This is a genomic window from Pseudomonas sp. DF5, assembly GCF_058148225.1.
Genome location: NZ_JBYVYM010000005.1, coordinates 168,296 through 182,965, shown reverse-complemented (window position 1 = coordinate 182,965; position 14,670 = coordinate 168,296). Strand labels below are relative to the sequence as shown.

General features: G+C 56.4%; 16 protein-coding genes, 1 tRNA gene and 2 pseudogenes. 9 read left to right on the top strand and 10 right to left on the bottom strand.

Annotated features, from left to right (window positions below; all coding sequences use genetic code 11):
• Positions 1-218 precede the first annotated feature (218 nt).
• From AC30D7_RS07130 to ychF, 8 genes are all read left to right on the top strand, one after another.
• The gene (locus AC30D7_RS07130) at positions 219-1,943 is read left to right on the top strand and encodes a tetratricopeptide repeat protein (protein ID WP_490133557.1); all 1,725 of its coding nucleotides are present in this window, start codon (positions 219-221) and stop codon (positions 1,941-1,943) included.
• Between the two features lie 4 nt (positions 1,944-1,947).
• Positions 1,948-2,565, top strand: a complete 618-nt coding sequence (lolB, locus tag AC30D7_RS07125) for a lipoprotein insertase outer membrane protein LolB (RefSeq protein WP_490133556.1) — start codon at positions 1,948-1,950, stop codon at positions 2,563-2,565.
• Positions 2,566-2,567: 2 nt separating this feature from the next.
• A complete protein-coding gene (ispE, locus tag AC30D7_RS07120; protein WP_490133555.1) occupies positions 2,568-3,419 on the top strand; it encodes a 4-(cytidine 5'-diphospho)-2-C-methyl-D-erythritol kinase in 852 nt (283 codons plus the stop codon).
• Positions 3,420-3,456: 37 nt separating this feature from the next.
• Positions 3,457-3,531: transfer RNA gene (locus tag AC30D7_RS07115), tRNA-Gln, on the top strand.
• Positions 3,532-3,577: 46 nt separating this feature from the next.
• The gene (locus AC30D7_RS07110; RefSeq protein WP_003171603.1) at positions 3,578-4,519 is read left to right on the top strand and encodes a ribose-phosphate pyrophosphokinase; all 942 of its coding nucleotides are present in this window, start codon (positions 3,578-3,580) and stop codon (positions 4,517-4,519) included.
• A 142-nt stretch (positions 4,520-4,661) separates the two neighbouring features.
• Complete coding sequence (locus AC30D7_RS07105; RefSeq protein WP_018929567.1) at positions 4,662-5,261, top strand: 50S ribosomal protein L25/general stress protein Ctc; 600 nt, start codon at positions 4,662-4,664, stop codon at positions 5,259-5,261.
• Between the two features lie 169 nt (positions 5,262-5,430).
• Positions 5,431-6,015, top strand: coding sequence for an aminoacyl-tRNA hydrolase (gene pth, locus AC30D7_RS07100; protein WP_003228164.1), 585 nt, complete (start codon positions 5,431-5,433; stop codon positions 6,013-6,015).
• 22 nt (positions 6,016-6,037) lie between these two features.
• Positions 6,038-7,138: a redox-regulated ATPase YchF gene (gene ychF, locus AC30D7_RS07095; RefSeq protein WP_018929566.1), complete on the top strand. Its 1,101-nt coding sequence runs from the start codon at positions 6,038-6,040 to the stop codon at positions 7,136-7,138.
• An 88-nt stretch (positions 7,139-7,226) separates the two neighbouring features.
• On the opposite strand, the pseudogene AC30D7_RS07090 reads toward ychF, so the two are convergent.
• The 7 genes and pseudogenes from AC30D7_RS07090 to AC30D7_RS07060 form a co-directional block, all read right to left on the bottom strand.
• A pseudogene (locus tag AC30D7_RS07090) lies at positions 7,227-7,415 on the bottom strand (hypothetical protein); the annotation flags it as partial.
• A 3-nt stretch (positions 7,416-7,418) separates the two neighbouring features.
• Positions 7,419-7,862, bottom strand: coding sequence for a DUF3592 domain-containing protein (locus AC30D7_RS07085; protein WP_490133554.1), 444 nt, complete (start codon positions 7,860-7,862; stop codon positions 7,419-7,421).
• Positions 7,863-8,183: 321 nt separating this feature from the next.
• On the bottom strand, positions 8,184-8,807 hold the full coding sequence (locus tag AC30D7_RS07080) for a glutathione S-transferase family protein (protein WP_138866792.1): 624 nt from the start codon (positions 8,805-8,807) through the stop codon (positions 8,184-8,186).
• 152 nt (positions 8,808-8,959) lie between these two features.
• Positions 8,960-9,281: pseudogene (locus AC30D7_RS07075) on the bottom strand (LysE family translocator); the annotation flags it as partial.
• Positions 9,282-9,771: 490 nt separating this feature from the next.
• The gene (locus AC30D7_RS07070; RefSeq protein ID WP_490133553.1) at positions 9,772-10,659 is read right to left on the bottom strand and encodes a helix-turn-helix domain-containing protein; all 888 of its coding nucleotides are present in this window, start codon (positions 10,657-10,659) and stop codon (positions 9,772-9,774) included.
• 218 nt (positions 10,660-10,877) lie between these two features.
• Complete coding sequence (locus AC30D7_RS07065; protein WP_018929562.1) at positions 10,878-11,165, bottom strand: putative quinol monooxygenase; 288 nt, start codon at positions 11,163-11,165, stop codon at positions 10,878-10,880.
• A gap of 103 nt (positions 11,166-11,268) precedes the next feature.
• Positions 11,269-11,433, bottom strand: a complete 165-nt coding sequence (locus AC30D7_RS07060) for a hypothetical protein (RefSeq protein ID WP_490133552.1) — start codon at positions 11,431-11,433, stop codon at positions 11,269-11,271.
• A gap of 517 nt (positions 11,434-11,950) precedes the next feature.
• On the opposite strand from AC30D7_RS07060, the gene AC30D7_RS07055 reads away from it, so the two are divergent.
• Positions 11,951-12,487 carry a pyridoxal-phosphate dependent enzyme gene (locus AC30D7_RS07055; RefSeq protein ID WP_490133551.1) on the top strand — a complete coding sequence of 179 codons (537 nt, stop codon included), beginning with the start codon at positions 11,951-11,953 and terminating at the stop codon, positions 12,485-12,487.
• On the opposite strand, the gene AC30D7_RS07050 is transcribed toward AC30D7_RS07055, so the two are convergent.
• The 3 genes from AC30D7_RS07050 to AC30D7_RS07040 form a co-directional block, all read right to left on the bottom strand.
• Entirely contained in the window at positions 12,462-12,695 is a 234-nt protein-coding gene (locus tag AC30D7_RS07050; RefSeq protein ID WP_019651144.1) for a hypothetical protein, read from the bottom strand. The two genes, AC30D7_RS07055 and AC30D7_RS07050, sit on opposite strands and share 26 nt — an antisense overlap.
• 4 nt (positions 12,696-12,699) lie before the next feature.
• Positions 12,700-13,191, bottom strand: a complete 492-nt coding sequence (locus AC30D7_RS07045; RefSeq protein WP_019651143.1) for a hypothetical protein — start codon at positions 13,189-13,191, stop codon at positions 12,700-12,702.
• Positions 13,192-13,293: 102 nt separating this feature from the next.
• Positions 13,294-14,511 carry an MFS transporter gene (locus AC30D7_RS07040; protein ID WP_490133550.1) on the bottom strand — a complete coding sequence of 406 codons (1,218 nt, stop codon included), beginning with the start codon at positions 14,509-14,511 and terminating at the stop codon, positions 13,294-13,296.
• Positions 14,512-14,670 lie beyond the last annotated feature (159 nt).

Sequence of the window (14,670 nt, the reverse complement as noted above, 5' to 3'; positions counted from 1 at the left end):
TGACGTGAAGCCGACAATTGTCCTACTTCGACAGAGCCAGAACAACCACTCGATATCTATCGACCCGGTTGACGCTGGCGAAGCTGCGATTCGTTCTCGTTTATACCGACGCCGGGCCTGCCGGGGTTATGTGCGCGGGTAAATTGGCCGGGCGGTTATGTTTGGCCGAAGGCTTGTGTCATGATGATCTGACCGCAGGTTAGTCGTCCTCTTCCTATATGAATAGATCTTCCGCGTTGCTCCTCGCTTTTGTCTTCCTCAGCGGCTGCCAGGCCTTGGCACCCGTTTCGTCGGACGGTACGCCGCCGGTCGAAGACAGCACTCCGGTGCCTGAAAAGCCCAAGGTTTATAGCTCGTTCAGCGAAGAAACCATCTTCAGTCTGTTGAGTGCCGAACTGGCTGGCCAGCGCAATCGTTACGACATTGCCCTGGACAACTACGTGACCCAGGCCATCAACACGCAGGATCCGGGCATCTCCGAGCGGGCATTTCGCATTGCCGAGTACCTGGGTGCCGATCAAGCGGCCCTCGACACCGCACTGATCTGGGCAAAAAACGCCCCCAGCGATCTCGAAGCGCAACGAGCGGCGGCCGTGCAACTTGCCCGCGCCGGGCGTTATGACGAATCCATGGTCTATATGGAGAAAGTCCTGCAAGGCAAAGGCGACACTCATTTCGACTTCCTCGCCCTGTCTGCGGCCGATACCGACCAGGAAACCCGCAACGGCCTGATGAAAGGCTTTGACCGCTTATTGCAGCGCCATCCGCACAATAATCAGTTGATTTTCGGCAAGGCCTTGCTGCTGCAACAGGACGGCGACGCCAAGGCTGCGCTGACCCTGCTCGAAGACAACCCGCCGGAGGAAGGTGAAATAGCGCCGATCCTGCTGCGCGCGCGTCTGCTGCAAGGGCTCAGCCGTGGCGATGAAGCCTTGCCGTTGCTGAAAAAAAGCATCAAGAAATACCCGGACGACAAACGCCTGCGCCTGACCTACGCACGCATGCTGGTTGAACAGGACCGCATGGACGAGGCCAAGGTCGAATTCTCGAGCCTGGTGCAGCAATACCCGGAAGACGACGAACTGCGCTATTCGTTGGCCCTGGTCTGCCTGGAAGCCAAGGCCTGGAACGAGGCAAAAGGTTATCTGGAAGACTTGATCGCTCGAGAAAGCCACGTCGACTCGGCTCACCTGAACCTGGGCCGTATTGCTGAAGAGCGGAACGACCCCCAAGGCGCGCTGATCGAGTACGCCCAGGTCGGGCCGGGCAACGATTACTTGCCGGCACAATTGCGTCAGGCCGATATTCTGATGAACAACGGCAGGACCGCCGAAGCCCAAAGCCGCCTGGCGGCCCAGCGCGATGAGCAACCCGATTACGCGATCCAGTTGTACCTGATCGAAGTCGAAACCTTGTCCGCCAACAAACAGGGCGACAAGGCCTGGAACGTCTTGCAGCAAGCCTTGCAGAAATACCCGGACGATTTGAATCTGCTGTATACCCGGGCCATGCAGGCGGAAAAACGTAATGACCTGGCGCAGATGGAAAAAGACCTGCGACTGATCATCAAGCGCGACCCGGACAATGCGATGGCGTTGAATGCCCTCGGCTATACCCTGTCCGACCGCACCACACGCTACGCCGAAGCCAAGGCCCTGATCGAACAGGCGCACCAGATCAACCCGGAAGACCCGGCCGTTCTCGACAGCCTCGGCTGGGTGAATTTCCGCCTGGGCAACCTCGATGAGGCCGAGCGGTATCTACGCCAGGCACTGGAACGCTTTCCCGACCAGGAAGTCGCCGCTCACCTAGGCGAAGTCCTGTGGGCCAATGGCAAGCAACGCGAAGCCAAACAAGTCTGGAGCAAGTTCCTCAAGGAACAGCCCGACAGCCCTACCCTGCGCAGCACCATCAAGCGCCTGACCGGATCAGAGACTCTTTAAGATTATGTTTTTGCGCCACATCATCGTTTTCAGCTTCATCGCCCTGCTCGCCGGTTGCGCGGGCTTCAGTGCCCGTGAATCCGTCGGAGGGCACGGTAACCCGGCCCAATGGCGCGAGCACAAACAGCAACTGAGCAGCCTCGACGGCTGGCAGATCAACGGCAAGATCGGCATCCGTGCACCGAAAGATTCGGGTAGCGGCACCCTGTTCTGGCTGCAACGCCAGGATTACTACGACATTCGCCTCTCCGGCCCGCTGGGTCGTGGCGCGGCCCGTTTGACCGGGCGCCCTGGAAAAGTCTCGCTGGAAGTGGCCAATCAGGGCCGTTATGACGCGCCGACTCCGGAAGCCCTGGTCGAAGAACAACTGGGCTGGAAATTGCCGGTATCCCATCTGGCGTGGTGGGTTCGCGGGCTCCCGGCGCCGGACAGCAAAAGTCGCCTGACCCTGGACGTCGACAGCCGCCTGGCCAACCTCGAACAGGATGGCTGGCAGGTCGAATACCTCAGTTATGCCGAGCAAAACGGCTATTGGCTGCCCGAGCGGATCAAACTGCACGGCACCGACCTTGATGTCACGCTGGTGATCAAGGACTGGCAACCACGCAAACTGGGGCAGTGAAAATGACTGCGCCACACCTGACACTGCCCTCACCCGCCAAGCTCAACCTGATGCTGCACATCCTCGGTCGCCGTGAAGACGGCTACCACGAGTTGCAGACGATTTTTCAGTTTCTCGATTACGGCGATGAAATCACCTTCGCCGTTCGCGACGATGGCGTGATTCGGTTGCACACCGAATTCGCCGATGTCCCTCACGACAGCAACCTGATCGTCAAAGCCGCGAAAAAACTTCAGGAGCAATCTGGTTGCTCGCTGGGTATCGACATCTGGATCGAAAAAATCCTGCCCATGGGCGGTGGAATCGGTGGCGGCAGTTCGAATGCGGCGACCACGTTGCTGGGCCTCAATCACCTCTGGCAACTGAACTGGGATGAAGACCGACTGGCCGCGCTGGGTCTGACGCTTGGCGCCGACGTCCCGGTTTTCGTGCGTGGCCACGCGGCTTTCGCCGAGGGCGTGGGAGAGAAACTCACACCTGTAGAACCCGAGGAACCGTGGTATCTGGTGCTGGTGCCGCAAGTATCTGTAAGTACAGCAGAAATTTTTTCAGATCCACTGTTGACACGTAACACTCCTCCCATTAAAGTGCGCCCCGTTCCCAAGGGAAACAGTCGAAATGACTGCTTACCGGTGGTAGCAAGACGTTATCCAGAGGTACGTAACGCCTTGAATTTGTTAGGTAAATTTACCGAAGCAAAACTCACCGGAACTGGAAGTTGTGTGTTTGGGGGCTTCCCAAGCAAAGCTGAAGCTGATAAAGTCTCGGCCCTTCTTACAGAGACCCTTACAGGGTTTGTAGCAAAAGGAAGCAACGTTTCGATGTTGCATCGCAAGCTGCAAAGCCTGCTCTAAAAGGAATCGGGTACTGGGTACTCGTAGCAACAGATACAGGGGCGTCGCCAAGCGGTAAGGCAGCAGGTTTTGATCCTGCCATGCGTTGGTTCGAATCCAGCCGCCCCTGCCATTTTCCTATACTCATCCAGGTTACCCTCAGCCTTCAGGTACTGCGCGTGTCCAAGATGATGGTCTTTACGGGGAACGCTAACCCCGATCTGGCTCGGCGTGTCGTACGTCAGCTGCATATCCCTCTCGGTGACATCTCTGTCGGTAAGTTCTCCGATGGCGAAATTACAGCCGAGATCAATGAAAACGTCCGCGGTAAGGATGTCTTCATTATTCAGCCGACTTGCGCTCCGACCAACGATAACCTGATGGAACTGGTAGTGATGGCTGATGCCTTCCGCCGCTCCTCGGCTACTCGTATCACTGCTGTTATTCCTTACTTTGGTTATGCCCGTCAGGATCGCCGTCCGCGTTCCGCACGTGTGGCTATCAGCGCGAAAGTCGTTGCTGACATGCTTACCGTAGTCGGCATCGACCGTGTTCTCACGGTTGATCTGCATGCTGACCAAATCCAGGGTTTCTTCGATATTCCGGTAGATAACATCTACGGCTCCCCGGTACTGGTGGATGACATTGAAGATCAGCGCTTCGAAAACCTGATGATCGTGTCCCCGGACATTGGCGGCGTCGTGCGTGCACGGGCTGTTGCCAAATCCCTGGGCGTGGATCTCGGGATCATCGACAAACGCCGTGAGAAAGCCAATCACTCTGAAGTGATGCATATCATCGGTGATGTCGAAGGGCGTACCTGTATTCTGGTCGATGACATGGTCGATACCGCCGGCACTCTGTGCCACGCGGCCAAGGCCTTGAAAGAGCATGGCGCTGCCAAGGTTTTCGCCTACTGCACGCACCCTGTGCTGTCGGGTCGGGCGATCGAAAACATTGAAAATTCCGTGCTGGACGAGCTGGTGGTGACGAACACCATCCCGCTGTCCGCTGCAGCACAAGCCTGTGCGCGTATCCGCCAACTGGATATCGCACCGGTAGTTGCCGAGGCGGTCCGCCGCATCAGCAATGAAGAATCGATCAGCGCGATGTTCCGTTAAGGGCCCTGCCCTTTTCATTACATCCTGTTGACGAAAAGCGCCCCGCCCCGGCATTCCTGTCGGGGCGGGGCTTTTTTGCCCATATCGCCTTTAGCGCTGGTCGCAAACGCTGGGGCGAATGTGGTTATTTTGGAGATACAACATGAACGATTTTACTCTGAATGCTGAAGTGCGTTCCGACCTGGGGAAAGGTGCGAGCCGCCGCCTGCGTCGTCTCGCAAGCCTGGTTCCAGCTGTAGTTTACGGTGGCGAAAAAGCCCCTGAATCCATCAGCATGCTGGCTAAAGAAGTTGCCAAACTGCTCGAAAACGAAGCGGCTTACAGCCACATCATCGAGCTGAACGTTGGCGGCACCAAGCAAAACGTAATCATCAAGGCTCTGCAGCGTCACCCGGCTAAAGGCCACGTGATGCACGCTGACTTCGTACGCGTAGTTGCTGGCCAAAAGCTGACCGCTATCGTTCCAGTGCACTTCATCAACGAAGCTGCTCCGGTGAAGAAAGGCGGCGAGATTTCGCACGTTGTTGCTGAAATCGAAGTGTCCTGCCTGCCGAAAGACCTGCCTGAATTCATCGAAGTTGACCTGGCTAACGCCGAAGTCGGCTCGATCATTCACCTGTCGGACATCAGCGCTCCTAAAGGCGTTGAATTTGTTGCTCTGGCTCACGGTAACGACCTGGCTGTTGCCAACGTTCACGCTCCACGTGTTGCTCCAGAAGCTGCAGAAGGCGCTGCAGAGTAAATTCACTCTGTACGCCGGAGTGACCGGAAACATCGCGGACTAGAGCGTAGCGAGAAAGCGGGCGAGAACGCGGAGTTTACATAATGGTAAATGAGCACTTGTCGTCCACTTTCGCCGCACTCCCTGATGGCGGCGATGTTATCCACCACTTCAAGGAAGGGCCCCTATCGTGACTGCCATCAAACTGATCGTTGGCCTGGGTAATCCAGGCGCCGAATACGAACAGACCCGGCATAACGCAGGGGCCCTTTTTGTTGAGCGCATCGCAGCCGCGCAAGGTGTGAACCTTGTGGCCGATCGCAAATATTTCGGCCTGACCGGGCGCTATTCGCATCAGGGTCAGGATGTTCGTCTGCTGATTCCCACCACCTACATGAACCGCAGCGGCCAGGCCGTGGCGGCACTCGCCGGTTTCTTCCGCATCAAGCCTGAAGAAATCCTGGTGGCGCACGACGAACTCGACTTGCCTCCGGGCGTCGCCAAGCTCAAGCAGGGCGGCGGCCATGGCGGTCACAACGGGTTGCGCGACATCATCGCGCAACTGGGCAATCAGAATACGTTCTACCGCCTGCGGCTTGGCATCGGCCACCCGGGCGTCGCCAGTATGGTTTCAAATTTCGTCCTGGGTCGTGCGCCACGCGCCGAACAGGAAAAACTCGATGCCAGCATCGACTTTGCCCTCGGCGTGCTGCCGGATATCCTCGCCGGGGAATGGAACCGCGCGATGAAAAACCTGCACAGCCAGAAGGCCTGACTCTAATCCGAGGGGAAACACCATGGGATTCAATTGCGGCATCGTCGGCCTGCCTAACGTCGGCAAGTCCACCCTGTTCAACGCCCTGACCAAATCCGGTATCGCGGCCGAGAACTTCCCCTTCTGCACCATCGAGCCGAACAGCGGCATCGTGCCGATGCCCGATCCGCGCCTGGAAGCACTGGCTGCTATCGTCAAACCAAAGCGCATCCTGCCGACCACCATGGAATTCGTCGACATCGCAGGCCTGGTTGCCGGCGCCTCGAAAGGTGAAGGCCTGGGCAACAAGTTCCTCGCCAACATCCGCGAGACCGATGCCATCGCCCACGTGGTCCGCTGCTTCGAAGACGAGAACGTGATTCACGTCTCCAATAGCGTCGACCCGAAACGCGACATCGAAATCATCGACCTGGAACTGATCTTCGCCGACCTCGACAGCTGCGAGAAGCAACTGCAGAAAGTCGCTCGTAACGCCAAGGGCGGTGACAAGGACGCAGTGGTCCAGAAAGGCCTGCTTGAGCAGCTGATCGCTCACTTCACCCTGGGCAAGCCTGCGCGCAGCCTGATGAAGAACATGAGCACCGACGAGAAGCAGGTGATTCGCGGTTTCCACCTGCTGACCACCAAGCCGGTCATGTACATCGCCAACGTCGCTGAAGACGGTTTCGAGAACAACCCGCTGCTGGACGTGGTCAAGGCCATCGCCGAAGAAGAAGGCGCCGTGGTAGTTCCGGTCTGCAACAAGATCGAAGCCGAAATCGCCGAACTGGAAGACGGCGAAGAGAAAGACATGTTCCTCGAAGCCCTGGGCCTTGAAGAGCCTGGCCTGAACCGCGTAATCCGCGCTGGCTACGAAATGCTGCACCTGCAGACCTACTTCACCGCCGGTGTCGAAGAAGTCCGCGCCTGGACCGTCCGCGTCGGTGCGACCGCACCGCAAGCCGCCGGCGTGATCCACACCGACTTCGAAAAAGGCTTCATCCGCGCCGAAGTCATCGCCTACGACGACTTCATCCAGTACAAAGGCGAAGCCGGCACCAAAGAAGCCGGTAAATGGCGCCTGGAAGGCAAGGACTACATCGTTAAAGACGGCGACGTGATGCACTTCCGTTTCAACGTGTAGCGTTGTTGGAATCGAAGAAGCCGCGTTGATTCGCGGCTTTTTTTTGGGCGTTATATCGACCTGCTATGCGCGACTAGAACAGATAGCCCAGGCGCGCGCCAAATCCGCCCCCCAACCCGACGCCGCCGTAGCGGTAGCTGACGTTCTCGCCCTGGGGCGAACGCAGGATGATCGAACCGCCGCTGCCCGCCGCCAGGGCTACGGTCAGACCGCCACCACTGGCGGTCTGATACTACCAGCGACTCTCATTGAGCGGGATCGGGATGTTGTAGTTCATCGTTCAAAGTCCTTTATGTGAATGAACTGCGCCGCGACCGCACTGGCGGATAACCCTTAACAGGCCGGCAAGGGTGAACAGCAGACCAATACAACCCAGTACCCCGGGAGTGGTCCACAGTGCGGCAGGGGTATCGACTACGGCGCTACTGGCCGGCTGCTCGGGCAGGTAATACACCCGGACCGGCTGATCCTGCCGATAGCCAAAAATAAAGCCGCCCTGGGGGTATGAAATCTTTTCACCACTGCTGGTGGTGAAGGCGATCTCGGGATGCGAACCACCGGCATTCAGGTGGCTGACGATGCCATCGGCGGTCTGTGCGTGGGCGAGGAATTCGCGTCGTTCAAGCGTGAGATTGACGGCAATGCCCAACAAGCCGATACCAATCAGGGCAAAGAGCAGCCCCTGAAGCATCTTCCCGAGGCGTGACGGGGTGAGGTTAGCCATGGCTTGTCTCGGTATTCGTCCATGAAAGAAGGCGGTCAGGTTAACAAGAAACCACCTATTTGAATGCCTTGGGGAAGCGCGGTTCACCGCTCCTGAAGAACCTCGATTTAGGTTGACTGACTTCCTCAGGGCGTGAAGCTGCCGGTCGCGATGGTTCTGAATCAGGTTCGCAAGTCACCCGCCCTGATGAATTCGATGAACGCTTTCAAGGCGGGTGGCACATAGTGCCGACTGGAGTAATAAAGAAAGAAAATTCGGCCGTTTCTGCCGTCGAGCATGGGAACAAATGTCCCTGGCGCCGCCTGACACCCTGCTGAACTATTACGGAGTCCCGTTTCTTCCATGCAGGAGGTAGCCAGGTCGACGACTCAACCGTTCGTAATAGGCACTTACAGCAGGAAAGTCTGGATGATCGAGCGGTGTTTCAAACCACCGGTTAACCGACAGGCCTATCGGTATGTCTGCGAGAGAAAACCCGTCTTCACTGACGTAGGCTCCTGTTGATTCGAGTTGTCGATTCAGGATCTCCATGTGCCTTGACCACAGACTGCAAGCGGCTGCCAAGGCTCTGCTGTCCTGATGGTCAGGCGAATGCCTGACCAACGACATGAAGGCATACGTCCACGATTTGTTGAGGTCCGACGCTTGCCAGTCTATCCATTGGTCCACCCGCGCTCTTGCTCTCGGTTGGACCGGGTAAAAATGACCTCCGTTATAGCGAGACGCCAAATACCGAATGATCGAGTTTGACTCCCAGAGCACGAAGTCATCGTCCAGGATCACCGGCACCGTTGCGTTGGGGTTCAGCGAAATGAATTTGGGCGTGCGCGTCGACTTGAAACCAGACCCCCAATCCTCTCGCTCAAAGGGGATTTCGATCTCGGCGCATGCCCAAAGTACCTTTCGTACATTGATCGACGATGCCTTACCCAATATGCGCAACATTTCATGTCCTTATCGTTCAGGGTGGTTGGTCAGGGGGCTTTCGATAACCCGCTCGGATCTTTTTCTAGTGCGCTTGGCGCAATGCACAGGGGCCGCTCTCAAATCCGGATGACGCAGGTTTACCGCGCCGCACCAACCGCAAACAGCCCGGTTCAGCGCCGCCCTTCTACGGCCATGCGCACGGCCAACCCGCGAGGACCGTCCCCGTCCCCATCAGCCAGCGTTGCACGATCTGCCACACGAGCCTGCTGGCGAGAAATGTCACGATGGAGCCAGCTGTGACGGCAATCAGCGCGTTGACGCTCACGCTAATGACGATCTGCGTAAAACCAAGCACGGTGGATTGCGCCAGCATGCTGCCGTGGTCGGCGTGTTGGACTTGACCGCTTGCCAGGCAAGGCAGAGCAGATAGCGCGCGCAGCCGAGTCGTAGCGCGTCATACGCATAGGGAACCGCCAAGACCAAGGCTGCGATAGTAGGGTGGTCAAAGGGGGGAACGTTAGATACAGATTGACTGACAAAACGTCATACAGCGGTCGCAGCACTGGGTATCCGCTCCCTGGGAATACGTTCGACTTCAACGTGAGCAATGGCTTGCCCCAATAGCGCATCCAAACACTCTGACGCAGTCAGCCGCGTGCATTATGGATGAGGGCTTTCGGTCAGGAACCGCCTGTTGTGACAGGCCGGAATCGACCGACTCTGTTGAAAACAGTCGGTCATGGTTTGCGCATCAAAAAAGTACGCGTCCGGGATTGAAATCTTTACTTTTGGCAGAGGCTTCCGGAGTCGGACTTTACGTAGCAGCGTGCAAAAAAGGCGTTTTCACCAGTCAATGATCGGGCAGTTTGGGCAGATCGACTTTTTCGACAGAATCGGCCACCCGGGTCAAAATTTAGTCGGCGCCTACAACCACGCCCAACAACACCCTGTCGCGGCAGCGGGGGGCTTTGGCCTTGTCGCGCTACAGTTCTGCTGCGAAGGTCTTGGCTTTCTTCGGCGTGACACCGTACCGTTGCTTGTAGACCTTGATGAAGTGGGAGGTATTTTCATATCCCACCTCCGCAGCCGCGTCGGTGACGGAATAATTTTTAGCCGTCAACAGCTGATGCGCGATGTCGACTTTTTTTTCGATGATCCAGCGGTTCGGGGTGGTGTTGTAGCTGCGCCTGAAGTCGCGGATAAAGGTCGACACGCTGCGTCCCGTCAGCAGGGCATAATCTTCAATCTTCAGCTTGTGCGAATAGTACTGCTCCATGAAGTCGGTGATGAGGCGGCGTTTGCGGCTGCCGCCGCAGGACAGCTCGCGCAGGAAACGGAAGGACTTGTCCTGGATGGCGATCAGGTGCAGTAGTTCGAGCAGTTTCAATTCCAGCAGCGCGTCGGAGCCCTCCGCGCCCTTGTAGACATAATTCAGCGAATCGATATAGCGCTGAATCTGTTCATTGGCGTGCAGGGTATAAGTGCCGTGCACGTTTTTCTGCTGGCCGTCCGTATGCGAATTACCTGTGCCGGCCGCGCGCGACAGGTATTTGGCGATCAGCTTGTCGTCGAAAAACAGCAGCACCGCCTCGAAGATATCGCTGCCAGTGACGTAGTCCGATACCGTGTAAACGCCTTTGGAGAGGAAAATCAAATGATTCTCGTCGACGACATTGGCCATGGCGTCATAGTCGCGAATAATCTGCTTGCCCTGCTTGATGTAGACGATCAACGGCGTGGCGATATAGATCGCCTTGTTTTCCAGGTTCGTTTCAAGCGTTTTATGGAGGATGGCCGAGCTACCGTCAGCGAGGATAGGCTTTACGTTACGCATCGAATAAAGCGCCGCCGGTACTACTTCGAGTGTCATTGCTATGGCTTCTCAACAAATTGGCCGCCCCATTTGGACAGGACGGTATCCGGCAGCGCGACATGCTGCAGCCCAAGCGTGTAGGGCGTTCGGGACGGAAGAGGATATCCAGGAAAATAGCAGAAAATACATAACAGCAAATAGCGCGTGTATGCCCGAGATGGCGCCGGAGGCGCAGCCGGACTCGCCGCACGCACCCTGCTGCTGACGTTACGGCATCAAACTTCGCTGAAGTAGCCGCTGACCGGCGCACTGCTCAAATGCTCGACGATGACGCTCCACTGACCGCTCGAGATCATCTGGTCGACGTGGGTGCCGTGCATTTCACGCGAATCCCAGGCTTCCACTAGCGTGAACGCGAGTGGATCCTCCAAGTGGTTGAGGATCTTGACCGTTTGGCAACCGTCCACCTTCGGCAGATTGATCTTCACGTCGTTCATGATGTCCTTGAACGATTGCAGCTTTTCTTCTTTTACATTAAAGCTGATGACGAGATTGACGGACATATTACTTCTCCAGTTGGATTTGACTACAAAAAACATCGTCGATTGCAGGAACCGTAGATTGGCGAGGCGGCCAAACAAAATGCGCAGAATACGAAAAGAATGTTCAGGCTTTCATTTGCTGTTCCGTTCCCGTACTTAACATGGCCAAACCGACCAGCGAAACCACTAAGTTCTTGATCCATTGCTTGACCTGGACTGCATCAATAAAATTTTTTCCTTTCACATGACGCACAGCGCTAGCCCAAAACCCTCTTTCGTTAGAGATCATTATGTAAATTCATTTTTGGTGTAGATTCGCTATGGCGCAAAGAATTCGCTATGGAAGCAACTACTATATATATAGTTAAAAAATGAAAATGATTAAAAATGATTAAAAATGCACGATTCCAGTCACTCTTGCGTTTTTCTTGCGCGACGGTCGATGGCATGCGCCGCCTGCGGGAACGGGTCCGTGATTCACTCTCTGGATGACTTATCTACAGGAAGCGAGACAAACCGCGCATCAAGATCTGAAAAAAGAGTAGCCAACATTAAAGTGTATACGGGGGTGACTATATTTCTGATTCCAGCGCAAACATCCCTTCAGCCACGGCCCCTGCAGCCTCGACTTCCGGTTTAACGTCTAAAGAGGAACCATGGTTTTCCACGGACCTCGATAGACACAAAATCCCCGTAATCACTCGCTGATACGGGGATTTTGCTTTTTGGGATCCTGGTAGCGCGCAACCCTCTTACATGTGCTCTGCTAGATTGAAAACGGCTCATCCGTGATCTGGAGAACCGTCATGCTGGAGAAACTTGAACGCTATCCACTCATGTTCGGCCCTACGCCGATCGAGAAACTGAATCGCCTATCGGCGTGTCTCGGGGGCAATATCGAGCTCTATGCCAAACGAGAGGATTGCAACTCCGGGCTTGCGTTTGGCGGTAACAAGATCCGAAAGCTGGAATACATCATTCCCGATGCCAGTGCCTCGCAGGCGGATACGCTGGTGTCCATCGGTGGCGTCCAGTCAAACCACACGCGCCAGGTCGCGGCTGTCGCTGCCAAACTCGGCATGAAGTGCAGTCTCGTTCAAGAAAGCTGGGTTCCATTCCCGGATGCGGTCTACGACCGGGTTGGGAATATCCTGATGAGCCGCGTGCTGGGAGCGGAAATTGACGAAACGGCTGAATATTTTGAGGATCCTGAAACAGGTATAAACCTCATTCAGGACGCGACATCTTTTTTCGTGGATAAAACCAGCACAACAAAGGCTACGGCGGCTCCTTTATCAGGAACCGCCACCGCGATGTTCACACTCGGTACTTACTCCGATTGAAGAACATCGAAGACCCCGCCCCCACTACCGCGATTGCAAAGATCCCGACATCAATGCTGCCAATGTAGGGTGGCAGCACAAACATCACGCCAAAGCCCAGACCGACCAGAGCAATACCGAGCCATTTCCTGAGTACGTAGCTCCTTACGCAAGTGTACAACAGCACCATCCCCACACAGGCCAACGCATACTGACTGTAGAGATTCATGGGCCTATGTTCCTTGGGACTTGATGATCATGGAAGACACCGAGCGCTGCGGTCCGATGCCGCCGCTGACTTGAGCGTCCAGACTGACGATGATATCGCCAGCGTGATAGGTCGGTAGCTTGCTCTTCACCAACTCTCGGCCAAAATAGCCGGCCGCTGGCCCGACAGCGATGCCAATAACCGGTACTTTAGAGCCAGCCGCCATAAAGATCCCGGCGGTAACGTTGGCAATACTCATGCGCTGGTCGTTGAGCAGGTCACCCTGCTTGCGGGTCAGCGGGCTGGAGATACCTACCATCATTACGCAGGGCAGGTCCTTGGCGAGCATCTTGTCATACAGCTCGACCAGCAAACTGCTGACCTCAAAATGGGCCGATTTCGCCTCCCCGAAATGGAGCGTCCTGAGGCCACTCCGGTCACTGGGGGTGATGCTGAAACGGGTGACGCTGAAGACAATGCCGTGATTGGCGATAAATTGATTCCTGTCAAACTCCACTGCTCGCGTCCTTATCGAGTCCAGAAAGGCGCAAAGTGTCCACCAGGATAGTGATTTGCGCAAATTGCAATCACGGCTGCAGGTGCCCGCAGGCGCTCCGGGTCAGACTTTTTTGGTCCGTGGCAGAAAGATCGCCAACACCCCAAACAGCGGCAAGAACGAACACAGGAAGTACACATACTCGATGCCGCGAATATCCGCCAAATGCCCAAGCAACGCCGCGCCAATTCCGCCAAAACCGAACATCAGGCCGAAGAACACCCCGGCAATCATCCCGACATTTCCCGGCACCAGTTCTTGCGCATACACCACGATGGCGGAGAACGCCGAGGCCAGAATGAAACCGATCACCACGCTCAACACACTGGTCCAGAACAGGTCCACATGGGGCAGCAGCAGCGTGAACGGCGCCACACCGAGGATCGAGAACCAGATCACCGCCTTGCGCCCGATCCTGTCGCCGATAGGCCCGCCGAAGAAGGTCCCTGCCGCTACCGCGCCGAGAAACAGAAACAGATGCAGCTGCGAGCTGGCCACTGACAGGTCGAACTTCTCGATCAGGTAGAACGTGAAGTAACTGGTGAGACTGGCCATGTAGAAATACTTGGAGAACACCAGCAACCCCAGTACCACCAGCGCACTGATCACCCGGCCCTTTGATAAGCCGTGCGTCGCTGCCTGACCTTGTTTGAGTTTGAACAGGTTCAAGTGATTGGCGTACCAGCGGCTGATCCGGTACAGCACGAACAACGCAAACAGTGCGAACAAGCCGAACCAGGCCACATTGCCCTGACCATAGGGAATGATGATCGCCGCCGCCAACAACGGCCCGAAGGCCGAGCCCGCATTACCGCCGACCTGAAACGTCGATTGCGCCAGGCCGAAGCGCCCGCCCGAGGCCAATCGCGCCACACGAGAAGCTTCCGGGTGAAAGGTCGACGAGCCGATGCCGATCAACCCCGCCGCCAGCAGGATCATCGGGAAGCTGCCGACCACCGACATCATCAGAATACCGATCAATGTGCAGATGGTGCCGGCCGGCAACAGCCAGGGCTTGGGATGGCGATCCGTGTGGTAACCGACCCACGGCTGCAACAGCGAGGCTGTCAGTTGAAAGGTCAGGGTAATCAGGCCGACTTGGGTGAAGGTCAGGCCATAGTTGGCCTTGAGCATCGGATAGATCGACGGCAGCACCGCCTGAATCAGGTCGTTGATCAAATGCGCCAGCGCCACCGCGCCGATGATGCGCATGACCAGCGGACTGCTTTGCGAAGTGGCGGGCGTCGATGTCGCGGCGGACTGAGCGTTGCTGATGGCCATGAGAGTTTCCGTACTGCGGATGGGTGCGCACAGGCAGGTCGGTCAATGTGCCATTTTTCGGTGCAGTCGCGCCATCCCCTTAGCCTGCTAACGACTTCAAAAAAGGTGATAGCGCAAAGCCATGGTCTGAATCTTGCCTTACTTATCTGCTTCAACGCG